The following is a 19,576-nucleotide window of genomic DNA, read 5'->3' as shown; positions in this document are numbered from 1 at the left end:
AGCCTTCGGATAATGTCCGGAGGCTTTTGTTTTGGGTAGTCTTTGCACTAACGATTATCCCCCTCTGCCTATCAGGCCCCTTCAATTAAATGACGCCCGAAACTCCAACGGCGACAGGTTAGTCTTCGTTTTAAACAATTTGCTGAAGGATTGCAGGTGCTCAAATCCAAGTTCATAAGCGATCTCGCTGACGCTAAGGTTGGTGGTAGTGAGTTTTTCCTTGGCCAGCTCGATCAGTTTATGGTGCAGGTGTTGCTGCATGGTTTGTCCTGTTAGCGTTTTGAGGATGCTGCTCAGGTAACCTGGTGAAATGTTCAATGTTTCGGCGATATGCGTTACGCTGGGCAAACCCTGGCTTGCCAAAGCACCGCTGTTAAAATAATTGTCCACGTAATCTTCCAGGCGTGTCAGCAGTTCATGATTGGCTTTTTTATGGGTAATGAATTGCCGCTGGTAGAACCGTTGCGAATAGGTTAAAAATAACTCCAATTGTGCAATGATCACATCCTGGCTGAAGTGGTCAATAGCTGTGCTGTATTCCAGTTCGATCTGGTTAACGATGGCGGTAAGCATCGCCTCTTCCTTTTCGGAAAGATACAGCGCCTCGTTCACTGAATAGCTGAAGAATTCGTACCGCTTGATGTTTCTGGCAAGCGATGTATTCCATAAAAAATCAGGGTGGATAAGGATCATCCAGCCTTCGGGCTTTTGAAAATCCGCGGCATGCTCCACACTTTCCACGCCAAACACCTGGCCCGGCGACATAAAGAATAACACGCCCTCATCAAAGTTGCTGGTTTGCTGACCGTAGCGGAATTTGATATGCTGTTTCTTTTTCATCGAGATCCAGTAAAAATCAGGGACCATGCGGAACGGGATCTCGGCAATCGGCATATCGATATTTTCCATGCGTACAACACTGATCAGCGGATGCACCGGTTTGGGCAAGCCGGCCGCACGGTGATATTCACTGATTGTGCTGAAACGAAGAAGCGGTGTACTGCTCATAATACAAGGTACTTATTTTTGCTGGTATACCTGGGCGAACTCCTTTGCGAATTCTGAAAGTTTAACTTTGCCCATTTTCGGTTGATTTCGATGGAAATTTTCCAGTGGTTTGCCACTGTGCATGGCGGCCTGCATCTCCACCAAAGTTTCGGCCAGTTTTTGGGGCACTTTAGCCATTCTTAACCCCTGCAGCATGGCTTTGTCTGTCAGTAACACCCATTTCAGCCAGGGCTTGTTGATTGCCGTTCCGATGATGCGGGCCGCTTCGTTACAGGTCAGTTCTTCACTGCCCACATAGCGGATAGTCTTTTGCCCTGGCATCAACACAAGTTCTTCGGCAACTGCGTCGGCAATGTCTTGCGGCGAGACAAAAATGATCCGGTCATCCCCTCCATAGTTGCCCATCAGCAAGCCGGTTTTTCCCGTCAACAATGCCCAAAAGCCGGAATAGCGCAGCGTAAGCAGTTTGCCCATCAGGCCTTTGCCCTTTATCAGGTCAATACTCTGGTAAAAGTTTGTATAAAAAGATCCGGGACGCATAATGGTAATAGAAGTCTCCAGGCCTTCAAACTCGCTTTCCACATTTTCGGCTTTTACCAGGTCGGCTACCCAACCACTCATCACGACAACGCGCTTCGTCTTTGCAGCCTTTAATGCCTGTACATAATTCCGTGCCATCCGGCGTAAATAATCGCCAAGATCCGGTTCTGTAAAGCTGAGCGGGATCATGGCATAAACCGCGTCCGCCTCCCGGAATACGGCGGTAAGGAAATCAACATCAGCAATGGAGCCGATGGCAGCCGAAGCCCCCAGGGCTTCAATGGCTGCCTTTTTACTCCTGTCACTACTCACTACGGTTACATTGTGTCCCTGGGCTACCAATATCTCCGTCAGCGGTTTGCCGATATTACCCAGGGAACCGGTTACAATAAGCTTCATTTTACTGGGTATAAATGCCGTTTTCAATATCATTCAACAAGAGAGGGTTTGACGGGCGCCAGTTCAGGCGCTCCTGCGTCCACTTGCTGGAAGCGGGGCAGTCGATGGCTGCCATATGGGCAAACCAGCCAAAATACTCGGCGGCTTGTTCAGGGGGGATGGATTTTACCGGCAGGTTCAATTGTTTTCCAATGGCTTCGGCAATGGTTTTAACGGGTATACCTTCTTCTGTATTGGCGTGGAAACGCGCTCCGGGCGTCGCTTGCTCGATCGCTAAACGGTACAGCTGCGCAGCGTCTAACCGGTGCCCGGCGTTCCAGCGGTTCCGGCCTTCGCCAATGTAGGCTGAGAAACCTTTTTCCCGTGCCAGGTTTACCAGGATCGGGATAAAGCCGTGTTTATCTTCTTTCCCATGTACCGAAGGCGCCAGGCGCAGGATAGCCGCACGTACGCCTGCAGCTACGGCTGCTTCTGCCGCCCGTTCCGAAGCTCGGGGCCAGGCAGGGTTGAATGGTGATGGCATGTCTTCGGTCGCTACTTTCCCGGGGCTTACCAATGCGGTACCTGAAGTGACAATTAACGGACGGTCTGTACCCGCCAGTACACTGGCTATTGTTTCTATGGCCCGCTCATCGATCGCGCAAACTTCGGCAAAGCGGGTAAAATCATGGACAAAACCACAATGGATCACACCATCGCTTTCGGCTGCACCTTGTCGAAGGCTGTCCAGGTCTTCCAGGTCGCCGTAATGAACTTGAACGCCTGCCGCTTCTAATTTCTCTGCTGATGCTTTTGAACGCGCCAGCCCCAATACCTGGTGACCGGCGTTTAATAATTCCTGCACAACAGCGGTACCTACGAAGCCGGAGGCTCCTGTAACAAATACTTTCATATGCTGGTTGCTTTTTATGGATACAAAGTACCGCTGTAACGGGGAAAAAAATTTATCCAAATCCATGTTTGGTTTAGTCGAAACCATACTTTTTTCAGCGTAGCAGAAATGACGATTTTAGGGTGTTGCGCTGATGCGTTTCGTAAAAACAATCTGACCGTCATTGTGGCTTGAATTCTGCCGCCAAGCTCTCTTCAGCCATTACTGCCAAGGAAGCCTGTGACACCCGGATAGCCCAGGCCGATTACCGGCACATGACGTCTGGACTGGATTGATTTTAGAGTAGCTTTTCTTCAATCGCCTGGTACACTGTTCTCACAGACGGGCGAAAACCCAGGCTTCGCGCCAGTGAACTGTCGGCATGCAGATACCAGGGATTTGTGAGAGGTTTGGATGATGACGCCATAGGTTGCCCTACTATTTTCAACAACTCATAGAACGACGTTGGGGCTTCATCGGATATGTTGACAATGCGTCCATCCATTTTCCCGTCAAGGGCCATTTTCATTGCAGTGTAGATGTCGCGGTGATGGATCGTGCTCATTCTCATAGCCGGATGAAAATTAGCTGCCAATACATGTTTGGGAAGTTCTTCGAGATGGCCGTCGCCATCGCCATACACAAAAGGAAAGCGCAATACGGCCCATTTCAACCCGCTCTCACGCAGCACATTTTCAGCCGCGACTTTGCTGGCGGGATAGGCATGTTGTGGGTTGAGCGCATCATCCTCCCGGCCAGGGTGCGGATTATCGATGTTATACACATGGTTCGTACTTGCCATGATGAAGCGCGCGCCTGGGGCATTTTTCTTCACCGCATTGATCAGGTTGCGCGTTCCATCAAGGTTGCTCTTCCAGATCAGGTCAGTGTCTGCAGAGCGGAACACTGCCGCAAGATGAATGATCGCTATTGTATCTTTCACAGCCTGTTCAAGGCTTACGGTATCAAAAAGATCTCCTTCGATAGCTGTTGCGCCAGCAGTAACCTGCTTCCCACGCACTAATGCTGCACACTCATAGCCTGATTCCACCAGTCGGCGCAGCAGCCGCGAGCCAACAAGGCCTGTTGCACCGGTTACCAGGATTTTACCAGATTGTTTGTTCATAAATTTCAAGATTTTTATGAACACAAATGTCTGGTTAATCAATTGGCGGAAGTCGGACAAAAACCGTTTTTATCCGGACAAATCCTGGTAAAAAGCTGCCACTGTCTTACCGGTAACTTTTTTGAACAAGCGGGAGAAATAACCTGGATCGTTAAAACCGAGCTCGTAAGCCAACTCCTTTACGGAAGTACTCTGCTGATGGTGTATACGGCGCATAGCCTCTAAAATCAGGCGTTGGGTTATAAACTCCTTCGGCGAAAGGCCCGAGTGTTTTTTTACAATACGATACAAAGCATCGTCTCCGAGTGCCAGCTCCTCTGCAATGGTGGTTATGGAGGGTTGACTTGTGAAATTAGACTCAACAAACACCTTGAACTCGATGAACTTATCAATCTCTTCACCCCTGGGCCATTTCTGCGACCTGAAATAGGCTGAATTGATTTCTGCGAGCAGGCTGTTCAGGTAGGCGAGGATAAGATCAGGATCGCTATCAGTGGTACGCAGCAGACCTGTCAGGATTTTAAATATAGCCTGCAGCCGGTTTGCAGCACCAGGTAAAAAACAGATCTTTTGCTGGCTGAGGGGATTCAAAAGGAACGGAAATTTTCCAGGCAGGCGGTAAAGACATTCATCATCGAATCCGAGTTTGTAATAGTCCCTTCCCTGTAAGTTTTCAGGGAAGTCCTGGAACTGGTTAGGAAGGGAGAACAACATTTCATTTTTTTCCACTGTAATTTTTTCCCCGTCGACCCTATATTGGCAAGAACCTTTCAGGACGAACAGGAAGAAATAGTAAGAGAGTCGCTGGCTCGGCTGATAATTTTTAGCCGCTTCTTCCGACAAATGCCCAAAAGCAGGCGACACCACCCGGATGGGCAGTTTGCTGTTCTGGCTGAAATGTGTTGGTAGCCTATGTTTTTTTACCTTATCCACGATCACTGGTTAGTTGCTGTTTATAAAAATACAGCTTCTTGCTTTACAAGGCTAACAGAAAATCGCCGTAGAATCCCGGGTCGAACCTAATCCCCATTTCCCGCAGAATACAAAAAGCCTTCGGAGATTATCCAAAGGCTTTTATATCAAGAGTTCAGAGATTGGTAATGAGATCAGTGTTTTTCGCTTACAGCAGTCAAACTATGCCCATCTTCCATTACTGAAGAAAACCGTTCAAATAATCCAATATCGTCTTCGTCTGCTGCATCAGGCTAACATGGCTTTGGTTGGGAACAATGGCTAAATGTGATTTCGGCATCGGCTGCAGGTCTGCGGCAACATTTCCTCCCAACAGCTTATATGTTTTTGCCAGTTCAACCTTATCCATCCCATCATTGTCTCCTGATATAATTAACACAGGCGCCGTGATCTTCGCGATATTGTCGTCTCCCAGGTTGAAAGGCTGTCCGGCGGAGGCCATCATCTGTTCCAGGAATTTTGTCCATTTTGTTTTATCCGGGGCTACGGCGTCATAGGCCGCTTGTAAGGGCGAATTAGCGAAAAGCTCTGGCTTTAATTTTTTGAAACCATTGATCACTTCCGGTACCCAGCCTTCACTTTTATAGGCAGCGGAAATGATGACCAATTTTCTTAACCGTTTAGGGCTTTGTATGGCAAACTGGTAGGCTACCTGGCCGCCAAAACTGTAACCAGCTACATCGGCGCTGTCAATTTTCAGGTAATCCATTACTTTCTCTACATCGCTGGCTAAAGTAGCCCGGGACAGTTTCCTGTCTGAATACGGGGTATGCCCATGGCCTTGCAGTTCTATAGCAATTACCTTTCTTGTTTTGGCCAGTTCCGGTATTAACCTGCCCCAATTCAACTCTATGGTATAGTAAGCGCCATGTAGCAGAATGATAGGCATACCTTCGCCATATACTTCGTAATAAACTTCGATACCATTGGCAGGTGCATAGCCGCTGCTGGTAGGTTTGATCTGTTGCGCATTTGATGAAGATGCTGCGGTCATAATGATTGCGATTATGAGTGATTTTATAAGATTTCCTGTGTTGAGTAAATTTTTCATAAAGTTGCCCGAGTTTAGTTTGGTTGTTAGTGACAATACAAAGGTGCGGAGTATTTTAGGATTTGATACTGTGTGAAAACGACAACTTTAGCGGTAAATCCCGACAAAATATCATTTATCAGGTTCAGTATCCGACGAGTGCTGCCCGGCGCCAATGTCGTTACACTGAACTAAAAATTGGCAAATTTGAAAATGATAAGTAACTTATGGAATATGTAATTTGAACATGAAATTCCTGGTATTACCGTTCCTGTTGTTTTGCAATCTCGCATTTTCACAATCTTTTGAGGAACTGAGGGCAAGTGCAGCCAGCAACTTAAACAAAAAAGACTATTGCGCAGCCCTGGTTAACTTAAAAGCTGCCTTTTCCCAAAAAGCAACCCCTGGGCAGTACGATTATATAAGCGGGGTAAGCGCCGCCGCCAATTGTAACGACATCCCGCTTGCGCTCAAATGGCTGAGGAAAAGCTATGAGCTGGGGCTGGGCAAAGACCAGGAAGAGATCAGGTACCTGGAAACCAACGAGTCTTTTAAGAACATTTCCGAAACCGACGATTTTAAGGCCATCTTGAAGGAGATGAAACAGCGCTTGGCTGTAAAGGAAAAGCAAAGAAAGGAAGCAACGGAAACCTGGAATAAATCCATCGTCGACCATCAAATACAAGCACAGGTACCGTTTCAAAAGGCGCCAGAAGGCTTTGCCTTGTATTTTACAGAGGCGGATGAACAGCAGGCGCCATATATCGTATATGTGCCTAAAGGTTACGACCCGTCTAAACCTGCTACTGCCATAGTTTTTCTGCATGGCGGAGTAAATGCTGTCAGTGAATATTATTATAAAGATCCCAATGTTGCTACAGAACCGATATTTTCCATCGGCGAACAGTTTCACAGCATTATTATTTATCCTTTTGCCAGGAAAGACTTTGGTTGGGTGAACCAGGTTAAGGCATTTGAGAATGTTTTTACTATTGTAAAGAAGGTAGAAGAAAGATATAATGTTGATACTGCAAGAATATACCTGGGAGGAATGTCTAACGGCGGCACCGCCACTTTCTGGTTTGCTTCCCGGGAATCAACTCCCTTCAGGGCATTCTATGCATTTGCTGCCAACCCGGTTCTGAAAATAGGGGAGATTGATTTCAGCAAAATAACTTCCGCACATCCGTTATATACCCTTCACTCGAAAGACGACGAAACCTTCAGGTATGAGGATGTTATCAGGATATACAACCAGAATAAAAAGAAAGCCGTTGGATGGAAATTTCAGACTATCAGGAAAGGTTCCCATAGTTTTATATACGATCCGGAAGAGGGACCTAAAGTCTTGCGCAGCTTCTTTGCGGACTTTTTAAAGTAGCAAAAAATCTATTTTCTGAATAGCCATCGTCTTGCCCGGTGTAAATTTTTTCTGCCTATAACTTTTTAATGATTTCAGCAACTAATTAATCCAAATGTAACAGCGTTGCCAGGAGTAGCGGCAACGCTGAAGAGATGTGATCCGCTTAACGCGCTACTTCCAGCCACCGGAAGGATTTACTGTCTGCTTCCAGTACGTCTTCCCCGTTGGCGGTTGAACGAAACCGCAGCTTTACAGCGGCAGTAGCCCGGGGAGCTACTGTATCGGGGGAGCGATGGGTATGGAAAACATAGTACATACTGCCATCCTTGCCGTAGAACACATCTCCATGCCCGGTACCGTTGTATCCCACCGTGTGCCGGCTGATTATCGGGTTGCCTGGATATTTCTTCCAGGGCCCTGTTGGGGAAGAAGAAGTAGCATACCCGACGGCGTAATCTTTATTCCGGAAATCATTGGCCGAGTAAATGAGGTAGTAGAGGTTTTTATGTTTCATAACTGTAGGTCCTTCCGCTACCGGCCATTCGGCATTGGCCGTGTTTTCCCATTTTTCGGTACTGGAAATACATTCATGAGCTGTGCCGGGTATCACGTCGCTCAGGTCTGGTTTCATTTCTGCAACGAAGATCCGGTTTCCCTTTTGCAGTTTAACATGGTAGAGGTATATCTTGCCGCTTTCGTCGAAAAATACGAACGGGTCGATCTGTTTTCCTGAACTGCTCAGCGATAAGAGGGTATCCTGTTTAAATGGGCCGGCCGGACTTGTAGCCCTGGCAATCGCAATCTGTTCGTTGGCCGTATAGGCCATGTAGTAATTGTTTCCCCGTTTAAATACCTGGGGCGCCCAAAAACCGGTATTGCCATAGGCCTCTCCGCGTTTCAGGGCAAGGCGACGGGTTGAATCTTTTTCCTGCCGCCATATTTTTCCATCTGCCGAGGTGTAATAGGGAAAGCCCTGGCTGCTGCCGGTTCCGTATAAATAAAATGTTCCCTTGTCGGCGAAGATGGTAGGGTCGGCAAGGAAAATAGAGGGTTGCTGGGCCTTGCCTGTAACTGTAACAGCCATAAAAGCGGAAATAATGGCCACAGCGCGTAAATATCTGTAAGAAGTAAACCACATGGGGTTAAAATAATAATCATTCCTGAGATTTACCAGTGTTGCAACAAAACGCTGTTTTTTTTTATGTTGGATCATCGCTTATTTTATGGTATTCTTCAACAGGTATTTCATCACCGGGTCGTTCTGCTCCACTTTTTCAGGTAAGGTAGCCTGTAAAAGAATATCCGGTTCTACCAGCCTGTTTTTTGTTTCACCGCACCGGGCGCCGAGGCTAAACGAAGTTGTGGACTGTATCCTGAATTTGCTGTGAGGAAGTTGAATGCTGAATGCCTCTCCGAAGTCCATCGCTCTTTCCCCGGGCGCTTCTCCAATAAGAGTTCCCAGGTTGTATGTTTTCACTACATCCGCAACTGCCATAGCGCTGGAGAAGGTGAATGGGCCTGTGATGAAATAAACTTTGCCATCGAAAACAACGTCACTTTTGAACTTATTTTCGCGGGGCTTGCATACTGCCGCATCCTGCCAGGTGCTTCCATTGGGCTTTTGCAGGTAAACCTCTGCAGTATCTCCATTTGCAATTAATACATCTTTATAGGCCTGGCTGATCTTCCAGTGCTTGGCGCCAAACGAAAAAGGACGGCGGGTGATGTAACTGAAAAGCAGTTCGCCCAGCTCTGTATTGCCCCCGCTGTTTTGACGGAGATCTATGGCCAGCGTATGGATGTCCTGTGCCTTTATAGCTGCGAAGCTGGTATCCAGGAAGGCTTTCAACTGGCTAATACCTGCACTCAGCGTACGTATATCCAGGCAGGCAAGCTTTGTATCTATGATCTTAAAATCGAAAGGCTTGGCGATATGCGGGAAATTGGCTGACAGGGCAGCTCTGTAGGTAACGCCTTCGTTGATGGTTATTTTACCGGGTTTATTTTCTGGGGCACGGTACTCTACTGTAAACGGCGGCTTTATATCATGCAGGAATACAAAATAGGAGAAAAGGCGGCAGGCTGCTTCGGCTTTAAAAGCTGCTACTCCCGGAATTATTTTTTGTATGTCGCTGTAGAGTTCCGGGATCTTTTGCCCGTTGATAGCAACAATTTCACTGCCGGCGGGAATGTCAGTTCCAACAGGTGCATACAACTTGTTGCCATGATGGATCAGTTTATAAGGAAAGAACTGTGTCTTTTTATATTCTTCTCCAAAAACCGGTTGACTAAGCTGCAAGGTACTATGGGCATCGTTGAGCAGCGACGTGATCTTATGCAGCAGCAGTGCAAATTGTTTTACCGGGATGGAATCCCCCAACATCCCCTTCAGTGTGTTGAGTTGTTTCTCGTATTCCTGTTTGGTGATATAGAAAAAGGGATTGTAATGAGAAGCCTGCATGGTACGGGTGTAGTGATCGATGTCTTCAATGGCTTCGCTTTTCGAAAGATATTCTTGCCCGGAAGCGTTTTGAAAATATATGAATGAAATGAAGAATAAAAAGTATTTGATCATCTGTTTAGAATGCTTGCGGGGTGAAGATAGGGAAAATATTATCTCACCGTTAAAACACGGGAGTGCATGGGGGAAAGAAATTGCTGTACCAGAAAAAATGGATAATATTGGTCTAATTTTCTCCCTGAAAAATGTGTTATGAAGAAAATAGGATTTTTATCGTTCGGGCATTGGTCTAACCATCCAGCCTATAAAACGCGTACAGCCAGCGATACGTTGCTTCAGTCGATCGACCTGGCCGTTGCCGCTGAAGAAATCGGGTTAGACGGCGCCTATTTTCGGGTACATCATTTTGCAGCTCAACTGGCATCGCCATTTCCTTTGCTTTCGGCTATCGGCGCCAAAACAAGCAAAATAGAGATCGGAACCGGTGTTATTGATATGCGTTATGAGAACCCGCTATATATGGTAGAAGATGCCGGCGCCGCTGATTTGATTTCAAGAGGGCGATTGCAGTTAGGTATCAGCAGGGGATCGCCGGAACAGGTGATCGATGGATGGCGATATTTTGGATATGAACCGGCAGCAGGAGAAACCGATGCAGATATGGGACGCCGTAAAGCGTTGGAATTCCTGGATAAGCTGAAGGGCGTTGGGTTTGCAGAGCCTAATCCATATCCTATGTTTCCTAACCCGCCGGGCTTATTGCGACTGGAACCTCATTCGGAAGGGCTGCGTGAGCGCATCTGGTGGGGAGCTGCTTCTAATGCCACCGCTGTATGGGCGGCAGAGAATGGAATGTTCCTGCAAAGTTCTACCCTCAAATATGACGAGAGCGGGAAGCCATTCCATGTGCAACAGGCAGAACAGATCAGGTTATACAAAGAAGCCTGGAAGAAAGCTGGACATAACCGCGAACCAAGGGTTTCGGTGAGCCGGTCTATTTTCGCGCTGGTATCGGACCAGGACCGCTATTTCTTCGGCCAGGAGTCTGATAAGTCCGACAAGATCGGGATGATAGAACAAGGCAAACGCGCCATCTTCGGAAGAAGTTATGCAGCCGAGCCGGATCAACTCATTAAAGAATTGGCTAAAGATGAAGCGATCCAGGAAGCGGATACCCTTCTTTTAACCATACCCAATACCCTGGGAGTTGAGTATAACGTGCATATACTGTCTTCCATTTTAAAATACGTAGCGCCTGGATTAGGCTGGCGTTAAACGCACCCAAAAATCATGAAGGCGGGCATTGTTTAAAATGCCCGCTTTTTAAACTTTCAACACCCCGCTATCTGCACGGAGCGCAGCCCCATTGGTAGCTACAGAAAGGGGACTTGCCAGGTAAACTGCCAGACTCGCTATTTCCGCAGGGTCTAAAAATCTTTGCAACAGGATATGAGGATTGGATTGCAGGATGATAGCCTGTTTTACAGATTCTGCGTCAATTTGCTGCGCATCCGCAATTTGTTCTACAACCGCGGCAACGCCATCGGAATAGGTGGGTCCGCCCAGTATGGTGTTCACCGTTACCCCTGCGCCTTTTGTGAGCTTGGATAACCCGTTGCTTAAAGCATTCATCGCGGCTTTTGTTGTACCATAATGGATCATGTTTTCAGGCACGTTGACACCGGATTCGCTGCTGATGAAAATAATCCTTCCCCAATTGTTCCGGATCATTGCCGGCAGCAGTTTCCGTGATAGGCGCATGCTGCTCATCAGGTTTATTTCAAGGTAATCGTACCAGGTTTCGTCTGAAATTTCATAGAAGTTCTCTACCCCGAAGATCCCGACATTGTTGATAAGGATATCTATGTTATTCAATTCATCCAGGAGTTGCATTACTTCACTTCTGTTGGAAAAATCGGCCGGGCAGGGAAATACAACGGCGTCGGGAAACTGTTCTCTGAGCCGCTCACAGGCGAGCCTGGTTTTGTTCTCATTTCTCCCGTTAATAATAACTTCCGCTCCTTCCTGCAATAATTGTTGTGCAATAGCAAAACCGATACCCTGTGTAGAGCCGCTGATAAATGCCCTTTTGCCTTTAAGCTGTAGATCCATGTGGTTATTTTTGTAATGATCGTTCAAAAAATAAGTAAAAAAATTTAGTTCAGCACCTGCAGGTGAAATGCAATCTGTTCTTTCAATGTTTTTTTATCCGGGTAAATTCGTCTTAATGAATTGATGCCACACCAAAAGGTGATAAGGAATTTGCCTAAGGTATCGGCTGGTGTTTTTGTGGTCAGTGTTCCTTTTTTCTGCGCTGCGGCAATAACGGAAACATAGAGTTGTTCAGTTTCTTTCAGGATCTGGGTAGCCTCGTTTTTTAGTTCATCATCAATAAATGTCATTTCCACGATGGAGTTGGCAACAATACATCCTTTGTCGTGCGCTTGTTTATCAGCATTCGCCAAATCCATGAAGAACTTTTTTATTAAAGCTACGGGGTCTTCGCTTTTTGCCAGCATCTGCCTGAAGGCTTCCAGGTCTTCTCTGCGTTGCTGAAGCGCTTTTTTGAAGAGCTCTTTCTTGCCGCCTTTGAAGGTATTATACAGGCTTCCTGCTCCGGCTCCTGTTGCATTGCTAAGGTCGGCGAGGGAGGTGCCGTTGAATCCGCGTTGCCAGAATACTTCCTGTGCTTTTAGTATGAGTTCTTTGTCCTGGTGCCTGGTTGGCCTTCCTTTCATGTATTTTTGTAATGATTGATACAAAAATAGGGGAAAGAATTCAAAAACCAATTTTTTCTGGCCTGTACACTTGTTCTTCTACCTGAAATGCAACACCCCCTGCTGATCCCTATACGCTTCAATCCCTGATATGGCCTTTAAATCTTCCATGAAAACGGAAACAGGGCGATTCCGGTTAATCACCCCGCTGAAAGTACGCGACCGGATAGCCGGGTTATCTATCACTACCCGGATACCGTACCAGCGTGGCACTACTTTACCGATCTCCTCCAGGCTGGCATCTTCAAAATAGAACAAGCCTTTACGCCAGCTCAGTACATTACGTGCATCGAAGGTTGCCTGTGTAATGGCCTGCCCATCGTGGTATACAGCCTGTTTGCCCGGCGTGAGCATACTTTTTCCTGTAGGCGCCTGCAGGTTTACAGAACCTTCTACCAGGGCTACTTTCACGATACCGGAATCATAGGTATTTACATTGAATTCTGTTCCCAGTACCTGCACAGTGCTGTGCGGCAGCTGCACGATAAACGGTTTGGAGGGATCTTTGGCTACTTTCAGATAGGCTTCCCCGTTAATAGCGATCTGCCGCGAACTGCCGGTAAAAGCAAGAGGAAAAGATATTTGAGTAGCGGAATTCAGCCATACTTCTGTGCCATCGGCCAGGTTTACTTTGTAATCCATTCCCGTTGGTACGGTAAGGATATTCAGTTCTTCGGCGGAAGGAGAGGGGCCGGGGGCAAAAGAAAGGCTTTTATTGCTGTTGTTGAGCTGTGCATCTCCGGCTTTAATGGCGCCATGCTCTTCTGATAAGTTAACAACCTGGCCATTCGCCAGTTTTAATTCAATGCCTGCTTTTGATGGGGCTGCAGCCAGGTAGCTTTTTCCTGGTTTGGCCAGTTGTTGCTGCCAGAAGATAATGCCTGCCGCCACCAGCAGCCCTGCAACAATGGCGGCTGCTACCAGCCATTTTCTTTTAAAGAGAGGAACAACCGGCACAGGCGTTTGTTGCTGCCTGAGCTCCGCTTCCAGGTCGCGCCAGGTAGAATGGGTTTTACGATGGGCAAACCCGGTAGCTACATCGCTGGCCGGCAAAGAAGCTGCCAGCGCATCGTAAGCCGGGCGGGCATGAGGATTGGTAAGGAACAATTGCTCCAGCGCTTCCTCCTCTGCCGGGCTGAGAGTACCCGTCACTTTTCCAAGGAGCAGAAATTTTTCGTCGTCGGTTAACTGATCCATCATACTATAATGACTATTAACTCGGATTGAATCACTAATCGGTTGCTAATTTTTTTTCAAATTTCCCCGCAGGCCTTTCAACGCCCTGGCAATATGATTGCCTACGGTATTAACGCTTATCTGCAATTGGTCGGCAATTTCTGCATAACTGAGTTTTTCTATGTAATGCAGCCTGAATACTTTGGCGGCCATAGGCGGCAGCTGGGCGATGGCTGCCTCAATTTCTTCCCCTAATGCCCATGCTTCTATCGAATCCGGCTCGGTCAACGACTCTCCTGTGCCGAAATGTTCGTTCCTCAGCCTGGCTTGGTTCTGCTGTTGCCGGATATAGGTCAGGCTCCGGTTCCGTACTGTTCTTACAAGGTAGCCAATAAGATCGCTGTGAATATGTTCGAACTGCCGGTTCTCCCAAAGGTCTACAAACATCTCCTGTACCAGGTCCTGGGCAATATCTTCATCTTTTAAAAACGACAAAGCATATACAAACAAACGTTCCCGTACCTGCACATACAACTCCCCGAAGGCTTCCAGGTCGGATGCCTTTAATCGTTCCAGTAATTTCGTATAACCTGTTTGGTTGTCGTACACCTGCAATCTGTTATTACTCTATAGCTGTAATTAAACTTTCTTTATCTCATCCCCGGTAGCCGGGCTTTTACCATCTGCTCAAAAAAAATTATTTCCCGACTAGTGATTTCATCCCGGGTAATCGTCTTTTTAGAAAGGGGGAACTGAATAAAGGTATTCAGCGTATCTGTTTAAAATTTTATCACCAAAATCAATAATGTAAGAATGTATATCTGCAATGCTCCTTAAGGAAGAAAAACCCCTCGGCGCCTGGACAGCTAAGGAGGGGTTCCTGTCTGAATCACTTTAATTAAAACAATTCGAACAACCGCAATTTATGCAAAAAACAGGTATTTATCATACCGGCGGCCGCTTGCTGGCTGCTGCCGGTAAACCGTGCATACGTTTTATTATGAGAACGAGTTTTTTTATCCTTACGCTGATCGTCATAGCTGCACAGGCACTCATTGCCGCTTCCAGCTACGGGCAGGGTAATGAACAGAAAAGGATCTCCCTGGATTTCAAGAACGCCCCTATCCGCAAAGTTTTTTCTGCTATTGAAGCAAAGGCCGATGTGGTGATCATGTACGAGAACACCCTGCTTAAAGATCAGAAAGTGAACATCACGGTAACAGACCAGAAAGTGGCCGACGTACTGGATGCTTTACTGAAAGACAAAGCGCTGAAATGGAATATCAGGGAAAACGTGATACGGGTTGTACCTGCCCCTCCTGCAACGGAAAAACCTGCCTCTCCATCGCCGCAGGCTGCAGCCGCAGGCGGACCCATTTCCGGCGTCGTAAAGGGAACCGACGGCAATGTATTGGCCGGCGCTTCGGTAAGGGTAAAAGGTACCTCCACCGGCGCCGCTACCGATGCTGAGGGCCGTTTTTCTATCAACGCCAACCAGGGAACCGTTCTGGTAATATCGTTCGTGGGCTTTAAAACAACCGAATTTAAAGTAACATCAGCCATGATCGATCAACCGTCGCTGGAGCTTACCCTGCCCCTTGCGGAAACATCCCTCGAAGATGTAGTGATCAAAGCAGGTTATTATGATGTGATAAAAAAGGAGATGATCGGCAACATCACGAAAGTAAGCTCAAAGGATATCGCCAGTCAACCTGTGAGCAACCCGCTTGCCGCCCTGGTAGGAAGGGTAGCGGGCCTCGACGTGGTACAGGAAAGCGGCTTGCCCGGTACCGGCTTCACGCTGAGGTTGCGCGGCCTGAACAGCGTACGCCCCGAAGCTAACAACCCGCTTATCATTATCGACGGAACACCCTATCCTTCCGGCATATTCGATACTCCTTCCGGCAGTTCGGGCAACAACCCGCCCAGCTTCGAGGTGCTGGGCTATGTGGGCACAAGCCCGTTGAACAGCATCAATCCAAATGATATAGAAAGTATCGAAGTACTGAAAGATGCCGACGCTACTTCCATCTACGGAAGCCGGGGAGGGAACGGCGTGATCCTCATCACCACGAAGAAAGGAAAAGCAGGGAAAACATCTGTCAACCTTAACCTTTCTTCCGGTATTGCTAAAATATCCAGGAAGGTAGATGTTTTAGACAGACGGCAGTACCTGGATATGCGCTATGAAGCTATTAAGAACGATGGGCAAACCATCGCTACAGCCAACCCCAGTACTGTTTACGACCTGGTATCGTGGGATACTACCCGGAGTACCGACTGGCAGGATGTATTGCTGGGCGGCGCCGCCAATTACACCCGGGGCCAACTGTCTATATCCGGGGGCAATAACAATACTTCCTTTCTCTTCTCGGGGAATTATTCCAGGGAAACTTCCATCTTTCCAATCGACCTGGCCAATACCCGCTACAACGGTCGCCTGAATGTAAATCATCAATCAGCCAATCAAAAATTACAGGCGCAGTTTTCAGTGAATTATGGTTTCGATAACAACAGGTTGCCCGGTTGGAGTATCGCCGCCTATGCTTTAACACTGCCTCCCATCGCGCCGCCGTTATACGACTCTACCGGCAAACTGAACTGGGGACCTAACGGAACTTTCCAGAACCCCATTGCCAGGTTGAAGGAAATATCTGATGCCAATACCCGTAGCCTTGTTTCCAGCGCGGCTTTCAGTTACAAATTGTTCAATGGCTTTAAGGTGAAGGCTACCTTAGGTTACAACCAGGTACAAACGGATGCAGTGTCTAAAAGACCACAGGACTTTTTTGATCCAACCGAATGGCTGACAAGAGGAAAGTTCCTGAGGAGTTCCCGGCATATGAAATTAATGACAGGTACCTGGAGTGCGGAGCCGCAACTGGAATATGAAACAAGACTGGGACCCGGCAACTTCAAAGCGCTTGTTGGCGCCACATTTCAACAAAGCAAAACCAACGGGCTGATATTGCAGGTGAACAATTATCCCGATGACGCATTGATGGGGAACACGAACTTCGGACAGGTAGACTACTCCTATACCCAGAACTCAGAATATCTCTATAACGCTATCTTCGGCCGGCTTAACTACAATATCGATTCAAAGTATATTATTAACATCACAGCCCGGCGGGATGGCTCCGGGCGATTTGCACCGGGCAGGCGGTTCGGCAATTTTGCATCTGCAGGCGCCGCCTGGATCTTCAGCGATGAAGATCTTGTAAGAGATGCGCTTCCTTTTTTGAGTTTCGGTAAACTGAGGGCCAGCTATGGTACTACAGGCAATGATATCATCCCCGACTATGGCTATCTTTCGTTATACAATGCTACCAACCAATATAACGGGGGACTATCGCTCGCCCCTTCGGGACTTTTCAACAACGAATACAGTTGGGAAACTAACAAGAAAGCGGAAGTTGGACTGGAACTTTCGTTCCTGGACAACAGGATCTCCCTTTCTACAAGCTACTACAGGAACCGGTCTTCCAACCAGTTAGTGCAATTTCCTTTACCCAGCACCGTTGGATTCTCCAGCATACAGTCTAACCTGCCTGCCGTTATCCAGAACACCGGCCTGGAACTGGAATTCAGTTCAAGCAACATAAAGAAGAAAGACTTCTCCTGGAATACTTCATTCAATATCAGTTTCCCACGGAATAAATTAGTGTCGTACCCTAACCTCGCCGGTTCTCCCTATGCCTACACCTATGTTGAAGGATTGCCGCTAAGTATTGTAAAAACCTACGATAAGGTAGGCGTAGATCCTATAACCGGTTTGAATGTATGGAGAAGCTATTCAAGAGGGATAGATACTTCCTATGCCAATTACCTGATGATCAACGACCGGGTAATAGCCATCAATACAGGAAAGGAATTGTTCGGGGGGATCAATAATGCCTTCCGTTTCAAACAATTTGAATTGAGCTTATTCCTGAATTTCGGGAAACAAACAGGGGCCGTTACCTATGGCAGCCTTTTCAACGCAAACGGGAAAGCCAGCAATATGCCTGTGGACAGGTACGAACGCCGCTGGCAACAGAAAGGAGATATAACCGACGTGCAAAAACTGACCAACAATCCCAATAGCCAGGCCAGTTATGCCAATGTAGGAACGGATTGGAATCCTTCTTACTATGCCACTATTTCGTTCCTGCGATTGAAAAATATTTCTGTTTCCTATTCACTTCCTGAAAAAATGACCAGGAGAGGCGGCATACAGGGCTGCAGGTTTTATGTCCAGGGCCAGAACATCTTTACCATCACAAACTACAAAGGTTGGGACCCGGAGAACCAGTCGGGCAATTACCCGTTGCTGAGGGTATGGACAGCTGGTATTGAATTGAACCTTTAAAAACAACTGCATGAAAAAATTAACTGCTATAACCTGCATCATCTTCCTGTTGGCATCCTGCACCAAGTTTGTGGATACGCCGTCGCCGGAGTCTTCTGTGGATGCTGCAAAGGTTTTTGAGAAAGATAATTCTGCTATTGCCACTGTAAATGCCGTGCTGTCGGACTTAGGGAACACGTATTCCATACTCCAGGGAGGCAGGGGAGTCAGCATCGTGAGCGGCCTGCTGAGCGATGAACTGAATACGGTTAGCATGCTGCCTGATTACATAGAGATCTGGTCTAACAGTCTTCTCAGCTCTAATACCATCCCTGCTAATATATGGTCGGGCTTCTACCGCAATATTTACAATGTAAATGCAACCATAGAAGGAGCATCGGCTTCTACCTCGCTTACGCCTGACATCCAATCGCAGATCCTCGGCGAAGCAAGATACCTGCGTGCATTTATGTATTTCTACCTGGTAAACATGTATGGCCCTGTTCCCCTGATCACTTCTACCAATTACCAGGTGAACCGGGTAGCTGGAAGAACCAGTGTTAACGACGTGTATAAACAGGTGATCGAAGATCTGAAAGAAGCGGATAAACTGCTGACGGTTGAGTACAGGAACCATCTCGGCGCTATCGTTACGCAGCGTTTCCGCCCGAATAAGTACGCGGCAAAAGCGTTGCTGGCAAGAGTGTATTTATATACCGGGCAATGGGCGGATGCGGAGGCTGAAGCTACTGCGGTGATCGATCAACCTGCCAGTTACAACCTCGTACAGGATCTTAACCAGGTATTCAGGCAACCTGCGTCTGCTGAAGCGCTTTGGGAATTTGCGCCTGCATATGGGGCTGTTGCCGCCGGCGTTACTTCTTTATTTACCGGCGATGGCGGGCATTTCAATCCTGCCGTGCTGAAGGCATATGGTTTAGGACCGCAACCTTCCGGCTATGACCTGAGCAATTACCTGAGCGATAGCATAGTGAACGCGTTCAGCGCCACCGATAAACGGAAAGCCCAATGGCTGGAATCTGTAACTGCCGGTGGTAAAACTTATTACTTTCCTTTTAAGTATAAGACCGACGTGTTCGGCCTCTCTACCGTGCAGGAGTATTTCGTGGTACAACGTACGGCCGAGGTTTACTTCATCCGCGCAGAGGCCAGGATACAGCAGAATAATATTGAAAATGGGGTAAAAGATATTAACGCAGTCAGGTCGCGGGCTAACCTGGCCGATACCAGCGCTGCAACAAAAGCCGCCGCCATGGGTATCCTGGAAAAGGAAAGAAGACTGGAACTGTTCACCGAATGGGGCCATCGATGGTTTGATCTGAAAAGATGGCCGGGAAAAGACAACCCTGCAATTAGCCGGGCAGAAGAAGTGATGAAAGTAATAACGCCTTTAAAAGGAGGTACCTGGAAAAAAGACTGGCTATTGCTGCCGCTTCCGCAAACAGATATCATCAATAATCCTTTCCTGGTTCAGAATAACGGTTACCAATAAACGTATTTAA

At 47.4% G+C, this 19,576-nt stretch carries 16 protein-coding genes; 4 read left to right on the top strand and 12 right to left on the bottom strand.

All coding sequences use genetic code 11. The features are described 5' to 3' along the window. Nucleotides 1–81 precede the first annotated feature (81 nt). The 6 genes from BLV62_RS00255 to BLV62_RS00230 all read right to left on the bottom strand — a co-directional run bounded on the left by BLV62_RS00255 (nt 82) and on the right by BLV62_RS00230 (nt 5,910). Complete coding sequence (locus BLV62_RS00255) at nt 82–1,008, bottom strand: helix-turn-helix domain-containing protein (protein ID WP_089757423.1); 927 nt, start codon at nt 1,006–1,008, stop codon at nt 82–84. 12 nt (nt 1,009–1,020) lie between these two features. Beyond that, the gene (locus BLV62_RS00250) at nt 1,021–1,947 is read right to left on the bottom strand and encodes an NAD(P)H-binding protein (RefSeq protein WP_089757421.1); all 927 of its coding nucleotides are present in this window, start codon (nt 1,945–1,947) and stop codon (nt 1,021–1,023) included. 1 nt (nt 1,948) lies between these two features. Continuing rightward, the gene (locus BLV62_RS00245) at nt 1,949–2,839 is read right to left on the bottom strand and encodes an SDR family oxidoreductase (protein ID WP_089758149.1); all 891 of its coding nucleotides are present in this window, start codon (nt 2,837–2,839) and stop codon (nt 1,949–1,951) included. Nucleotides 2,840–3,116: 277 nt separating this feature from the next. Continuing rightward, a complete protein-coding gene (locus tag BLV62_RS00240; protein ID WP_225889597.1) occupies nt 3,117–4,004 on the bottom strand; it encodes an NAD-dependent epimerase/dehydratase family protein in 888 nt (295 codons plus the stop codon). A 9-nt stretch (nt 4,005–4,013) separates the two neighbouring features. Continuing rightward, nucleotides 4,014–4,877, bottom strand: coding sequence for a helix-turn-helix domain-containing protein (locus BLV62_RS00235; protein ID WP_089758145.1), 864 nt, complete (start codon nt 4,875–4,877; stop codon nt 4,014–4,016). A gap of 217 nt (nt 4,878–5,094) precedes the next feature. Beyond that, nucleotides 5,095–5,910: an alpha/beta fold hydrolase gene (locus tag BLV62_RS00230; RefSeq protein WP_225889596.1), complete on the bottom strand. Its 816-nt coding sequence runs from the start codon at nt 5,908–5,910 to the stop codon at nt 5,095–5,097. A 283-nt stretch (nt 5,911–6,193) separates the two neighbouring features. Between BLV62_RS00230 and BLV62_RS00225 the strand changes: the two genes are divergently transcribed. Further along, a complete protein-coding gene (locus BLV62_RS00225) occupies nt 6,194–7,327 on the top strand; it encodes a dienelactone hydrolase family protein (RefSeq protein WP_089757419.1) in 1,134 nt (377 codons plus the stop codon). Between the two features lie 145 nt (nt 7,328–7,472). On the opposite strand, the gene BLV62_RS00220 is transcribed toward BLV62_RS00225, so the two are convergent. Beyond that, nucleotides 7,473–8,522: a glycoside hydrolase family 43 protein gene (locus BLV62_RS00220; RefSeq protein WP_089757418.1), complete on the bottom strand. Its 1,050-nt coding sequence runs from the start codon at nt 8,520–8,522 to the stop codon at nt 7,473–7,475. Nucleotides 8,523–8,525: 3 nt separating this feature from the next. Next, a complete protein-coding gene (locus BLV62_RS00215; RefSeq protein ID WP_089757417.1) occupies nt 8,526–9,884 on the bottom strand; it encodes a S41 family peptidase in 1,359 nt (452 codons plus the stop codon). A 138-nt stretch (nt 9,885–10,022) separates the two neighbouring features. Here BLV62_RS00215 and BLV62_RS00210 point away from each other — a divergent pair, with 138 nt between their 5' ends. Then, on the top strand, nt 10,023–11,045 hold the full coding sequence (locus tag BLV62_RS00210; RefSeq protein ID WP_089757416.1) for an LLM class flavin-dependent oxidoreductase: 1,023 nt from the start codon (nt 10,023–10,025) through the stop codon (nt 11,043–11,045). Nucleotides 11,046–11,093: 48 nt separating this feature from the next. Here BLV62_RS00210 and BLV62_RS00205 read toward each other — a convergent pair whose 3' ends face one another. From BLV62_RS00205 to BLV62_RS00190, 4 genes are all read right to left on the bottom strand, one after another. Then, nucleotides 11,094–11,882, bottom strand: coding sequence for an SDR family NAD(P)-dependent oxidoreductase (locus BLV62_RS00205; protein ID WP_089757415.1), 789 nt, complete (start codon nt 11,880–11,882; stop codon nt 11,094–11,096). 44 nt (nt 11,883–11,926) lie between these two features. After that, nucleotides 11,927–12,508 (bottom strand): TetR/AcrR family transcriptional regulator, encoded by a 582-nt coding sequence (locus BLV62_RS00200; RefSeq protein ID WP_089757414.1) that lies wholly within the window; start codon nt 12,506–12,508, stop codon nt 11,927–11,929. A 78-nt stretch (nt 12,509–12,586) separates the two neighbouring features. Then, the gene (locus tag BLV62_RS00195) at nt 12,587–13,747 is read right to left on the bottom strand and encodes a FecR domain-containing protein (RefSeq protein WP_089757413.1); all 1,161 of its coding nucleotides are present in this window, start codon (nt 13,745–13,747) and stop codon (nt 12,587–12,589) included. Nucleotides 13,748–13,789: 42 nt separating this feature from the next. Beyond that, nucleotides 13,790–14,332, bottom strand: coding sequence for an RNA polymerase sigma-70 factor (locus tag BLV62_RS00190; protein ID WP_168927865.1), 543 nt, complete (start codon nt 14,330–14,332; stop codon nt 13,790–13,792). Nucleotides 14,333–14,648: 316 nt separating this feature from the next. On the opposite strand from BLV62_RS00190, the gene BLV62_RS00185 reads away from it, so the two are divergent. Together BLV62_RS00185 and BLV62_RS00180 are read left to right on the top strand one after the other, a co-directional pair. Continuing rightward, on the top strand, nt 14,649–18,074 hold the full coding sequence (locus BLV62_RS00185; RefSeq protein WP_089757411.1) for a SusC/RagA family TonB-linked outer membrane protein: 3,426 nt from the start codon (nt 14,649–14,651) through the stop codon (nt 18,072–18,074). A gap of 10 nt (nt 18,075–18,084) precedes the next feature. Then, nucleotides 18,085–19,566, top strand: a complete 1,482-nt coding sequence (locus tag BLV62_RS00180; RefSeq protein ID WP_089757410.1) for a RagB/SusD family nutrient uptake outer membrane protein — start codon at nt 18,085–18,087, stop codon at nt 19,564–19,566. The last annotated feature ends 10 nt before the right edge of the window (nt 19,567–19,576 follow it).

It is taken from the genome of Chitinophaga terrae (ex Kim and Jung 2007) (genome assembly GCF_900107795.1).
Lineage (GTDB): Bacteria > Bacteroidota > Bacteroidia > Chitinophagales > Chitinophagaceae > Chitinophaga > Chitinophaga terrae.
This window is presented reverse-complemented; position numbering and strand designations above follow the sequence as displayed.

Bases quoted from the DNA above. Each gene is read 5' to 3' on its own strand.
- BLV62_RS00195 (WP_089757413.1), bottom strand. From the start codon at position 13,747: ATGATGGATCAGTTAACCGACGACGAAAAATTTCTGCTCCTTGGAAAA.
- BLV62_RS00250 (WP_089757421.1), bottom strand. From the start codon at position 1,947: ATGAAGCTTATTGTAACCGGTTCCCTGGGTAATATCGGCAAACCGCTG.
- BLV62_RS00220 (WP_089757418.1), bottom strand. From the start codon at position 8,522: ATGATCCAACATAAAAAAAAACAGCGTTTTGTTGCAACACTGGTAAAT.
- BLV62_RS00230 (WP_225889596.1), bottom strand. From the start codon at position 5,910: ATGACCGCAGCATCTTCATCAAATGCGCAACAGATCAAACCTACCAGC.
- BLV62_RS00180 (WP_089757410.1), top strand. From the start codon at position 18,085: ATGAAAAAATTAACTGCTATAACCTGCATCATCTTCCTGTTGGCATCC.
- BLV62_RS00215 (WP_089757417.1), bottom strand. From the start codon at position 9,884: ATGATCAAATACTTTTTATTCTTCATTTCATTCATATATTTTCAAAAC.
- BLV62_RS00185 (WP_089757411.1), top strand. From the start codon at position 14,649: ATGCAAAAAACAGGTATTTATCATACCGGCGGCCGCTTGCTGGCTGCT.
- BLV62_RS00225 (WP_089757419.1), top strand. From the start codon at position 6,194: ATGAAATTCCTGGTATTACCGTTCCTGTTGTTTTGCAATCTCGCATTT.
- BLV62_RS00200 (WP_089757414.1), bottom strand. From the start codon at position 12,508: ATGAAAGGAAGGCCAACCAGGCACCAGGACAAAGAACTCATACTAAAA.
- BLV62_RS00255 (WP_089757423.1), bottom strand. From the start codon at position 1,008: ATGAGCAGTACACCGCTTCTTCGTTTCAGCACAATCAGTGAATATCAC.
- BLV62_RS00245 (WP_089758149.1), bottom strand. From the start codon at position 2,839: ATGAAAGTATTTGTTACAGGAGCCTCCGGCTTCGTAGGTACCGCTGTT.
- BLV62_RS00205 (WP_089757415.1), bottom strand. From the start codon at position 11,882: ATGGATCTACAGCTTAAAGGCAAAAGGGCATTTATCAGCGGCTCTACA.
- BLV62_RS00210 (WP_089757416.1), top strand. From the start codon at position 10,023: ATGAAGAAAATAGGATTTTTATCGTTCGGGCATTGGTCTAACCATCCA.